We start from the raw sequence: 3,451 nt of genomic DNA, 5'->3' as shown, positions 1-3,451 counted from the left end.
GAACTACAACACACCAAAATGAGCCAAGTCAGGTGACCTGAAGATCATGAGTGACACAGTCCGGGGCATCATGGCGTCCGCCACGAAGGCTCTCTTTGAGGCCTCGCTCGAAGACGCCGAGGAAGCCCTCACCGCGGCCGACTCCCTCAAGGAGATCCGTGAGCGCTGCGAACACCGCAGTATGCAACTCCTCGCCCGGGAGAACCCCGTGGCCACCGAGCTGCGCCAAGTGTTCACCTCCATCTACATCGTGGAGGACTTCAGCCGGATGGGGGCGCTGGCCAAGCACGTGGCGAATACGGCGAGGTTGAGGTATCCGGAGGAGGTCGTCGATAAGCAATTGCAATCGACGGTCAGAGAGCTGGCCAAAATGGTGGACACGATGGGCGAGCTCATCCACGACCAGTTGATCAGCCCGGACGCGGACCTGGCCCTGGAGATGAACGAAATCGACGATCATGTCGACGAGCTCCACCGTTACCTCCTGACCACCGTGACCGGCAAAGACTGGGAAGGTTCCAGCCGTGCGGCCGTGGACGCCGCCCTCATCGGCCGGTTCTACGAGCGCTACGCCGACCACTGCGTGAACGCCGGCGCGCGCATCGTCTACCTGGTCACCGGCCTCACCTCCGAGGTGTACGCGCAAAGCCGCGATGAAACACCCACGTCTGAGATGGAAGAAAGGCTGCGCAACCTGGAGCAATACTGGCGCAAATAGCTCACCACGAGCTGACTTCCAGGAACCCCTCCCTCTCTGTTAAGGTTAGCCAAACTTACTACAACTAAAGGAGGATAATTCCTGATGTTCATTTCTTCCCGTCGCTGGGTCCACACGGCCCTCCCCGCAGCAGCAGTTGCTACAAGCCTCACGTTCGCACCACTCGCCATTCCCGCGCAGGCGGTGGACAATGCGGCCACTGTCACTGTCGCCTCCGGCACGACCCCACTCGCAGCCACCGCCGAGCAGACCCTGCAGTGGGAACTGAGCAAGCGTGCACTCCTCTGGGACGCGAAGGCCAGTGGCGAAGGAGTCTCCATCGTCCCCGCCGACGAGTTCGAGCCAGCCAACGGAAGCCTCAAACTCACCAAAGCCACCGGCTGGGTAAACAAGGACACCAAGGACGCCTCGGTCCAGTGGCCGGGCAGCGTGACCTACACCATCAACGGGGCACAGACCATCACCTTCCAAGACTTCGCACTGGAGGTCACCGGGGGCTCCGGTATCATCACCGCCACCGTGAGCTCGACGGACCCCAACCAGCCCGCCAACAACAAGGACGCAAAGCGCGTCACCGTGGCAACGTTTAAAGGCGCCGAAATTGCTATCGACGGCACCACCGCCACCATCACCGCCACCCCCAACTACGAAGGCGTGACCTACGTCCGCGACGAGGACATCTCCTACGACGACGCGTGGCCGACCGAGCTGATCAACAACATCACGGACTCCGTCCGCTCCTGGTTCTATGCTTCCGGCTCGCGCTGGGACGACCAGAAGAAGCCGTCGCCGTTTACCGCGACGCTGACGCTGGGTGAAGATAAGCCCGGTACTGGCTCCGACACTGGGTCCGACACTGGGGCCACCAACGGCGTCAAGGACGCGCGGATCAACGACGCTGGCCACCTCATCCTCACCTTCACCGACGGCACGACGAAGGACCTAGGCAAGGTCACCGGTAAGGACGGCGCCGAAGGAAAGCCGGGCACGGACGGTAAGGACGGCCAGGCTGGCGCGGACGGTAAGGACGGTAATAACGGCAAAGAGGGGCGCGGCATCGCCTCCGTAACCACGAATGCGGCGGGTCAGCTCGTCATCACCCTGACGGACGGTACGATGCTGGACCCGGTGGACATGCCTGCCCCTGCGAAGCAGCCGATGGCGCCGGAGTCGATCGTGGCGATCGTGCTCGGTGTCATCGCGACGCTTCTCGGTGGCATTGCCGCGATCCACACGATCGCGGCCGCCTACCTGTTTAAGGGTTAAAGCGCTTCAATAGCTCTTTCAGCACGGGGGAATGGGCAGCCAAGCCGGCAACTACTGCCAGCAAGGTTGCTGCCATCCCGATCAGCGCAGCACCCCATGCGGGTAGCTGCGCCGAACCCGCGGGAGCAACGGGCGCCGGCTCCTCCTTCGCTGCCGCAGCTTCCACTTGCACCGGGTTGGTGGGCATGGTGAAGCGCAGCGCCTGCGTTGCCGGATCCACCGTGTATTTCTTCACACCGGCGACAGTCCACTCCGTTTTCCCCTCAATCGGGGACTTCAGGGTGATTTCAGTGCCAGGCGCCACGTACTCGCCGTAGTCATGCTCAATTCCGGTCGCGTGGAGTCGCTGACTGATTGGCTTATCGACGTCCCCCACCACAAACCTCGACGACACCCCAAAATCTGTCGTCACATACTTACCGTTCACCCAACGGCTCGCGTTAACGGAAGCCTGGTAGACACCCGCATCACCGTCCTCGAATGTGACAGAGCGGGTATTGGGGTCATTGTTGTCCAGTGTGCGCAGCGTCTTTGCGCTGGTGCAGTGCTCGACGCATTCAACCTGGGCACGCCACGCGGTGCCTGGCACCGACTGGGAGTAGTCCCATTTCACGGTGATGTCGCGTTTGTCGTTGACCTCACCACGGACGCCAAAGGGAGTTTCCACCTTGTCCGACCCAACCGCGGGAACCTTAAAGGTGATGCCGCGGTCGAAGTAGCGCTCGCTGAGCGCGAGACCGTGCGCTGCCATGAACCCGAGGGAATAGGTCTGCCCTGGCTGGAGGGAGTTCGCTTCCACCTTCAGATCCAAGTCGAGTTTGCCGCCATTCTTTTCAAACTCGCCAGCAGGGACCCAACGTGCGATGAGCGCATCACCGTCACCGGTCATGGTGCTGCAGTGCCCAATGCGCCACACGCTCGTGGGTGTGAGTACCACGTACATACCGTTGGAGGCACCTGGGGTGGACTTCGGATGAATGCCGGTGCCCTTGAGCTTGAAGGTCATGTCCTTGGTCACGTCGATTTCATCAGGACCAGTGACATCCAATTCCACGCCGATGTTCGGGTGGCGGGTGTCCCGTTCACCGGCACAGCCAGGAGCATCGGCTGCGTCGATCGTCGGAAGAGCGTGCGCCACATTCACCGTGACAGAGGCGGGGGCGCAGAGCGCAAGCACGGTGGCGCCAATGACAAGGCGGCGCCGAAGGGAAGCGTTCAAAGCAAACCTCTCAATCTATAGTTGGAAGGATAGTTAGGTTCACCTTAGTCAAGTGGGGGTTAAACGACAAAAAGTGTGTCCGGATTCGTCGATTTGTTTGGGTTGATCAGGGGTAATCCGGAAAGTATATGCTCCTGGAGCTTATATCCGCGCCGGGGCGGCGAAATACCGGAGTGGGACAGCAGCGTGTGGTAGGGGCTGGTGTTGGCTTGATCGGGCCCGACCCCCGGAAAGTGGACACGTCGGGG

3 protein-coding genes are annotated in these 3,451 nt (G+C 61.3%); 2 read left to right on the top strand and 1 reads right to left on the bottom strand.

The genetic code is table 11. From position 1 onward, the window contains the following. Positions 1 to 46: 46 nt before the first annotated feature. Both HMPREF3148_RS00595 and HMPREF3148_RS00590 read left to right on the top strand, forming a co-directional pair. Positions 47 to 718 carry a phosphate signaling complex PhoU family protein gene (locus HMPREF3148_RS00595; protein ID WP_049146310.1) on the top strand — a complete coding sequence of 224 codons (672 nt, stop codon included), beginning with the start codon at positions 47 to 49 and terminating at the stop codon, positions 716 to 718. 84 nt (positions 719 to 802) lie between these two features. Then, positions 803 to 1,984, top strand: a complete 1,182-nt coding sequence (locus HMPREF3148_RS00590) for an HtaA domain-containing protein (RefSeq protein WP_049063270.1) — start codon at positions 803 to 805, stop codon at positions 1,982 to 1,984. Here the strand turns inward: HMPREF3148_RS00590 and HMPREF3148_RS00585 are convergent. Further along, entirely contained in the window at positions 1,974 to 3,203 is a 1,230-nt protein-coding gene (locus HMPREF3148_RS00585; RefSeq protein ID WP_005531803.1) for a hypothetical protein, read from the bottom strand. The two genes, HMPREF3148_RS00590 and HMPREF3148_RS00585, sit on opposite strands and share 11 nt — an antisense overlap. Between the last annotated feature and the right edge of the window lie 248 nt (positions 3,204 to 3,451).

The sequence above is a fragment of the Corynebacterium sp. HMSC05D08 genome, from assembly GCF_001807215.1.
Classification (GTDB): Bacteria; Actinomycetota; Actinomycetes; order Mycobacteriales; family Mycobacteriaceae; genus Corynebacterium; species Corynebacterium striatum.
Note: the sequence above shows the minus strand (reverse complement) of the source record. Positions and strands in the feature narration are given on the sequence as shown.

What these genes read in the sequence shown, in the direction of transcription:
- HMPREF3148_RS00595 (WP_049146310.1), top strand. Translation starts at nt 47, where the DNA reads ATGAGTGACACAGTCCGGGGCATCATGGCGTCCGCCACGAAGGCTCTC.
- HMPREF3148_RS00590 (WP_049063270.1), top strand. Translation starts at nt 803, where the DNA reads ATGTTCATTTCTTCCCGTCGCTGGGTCCACACGGCCCTCCCCGCAGCA.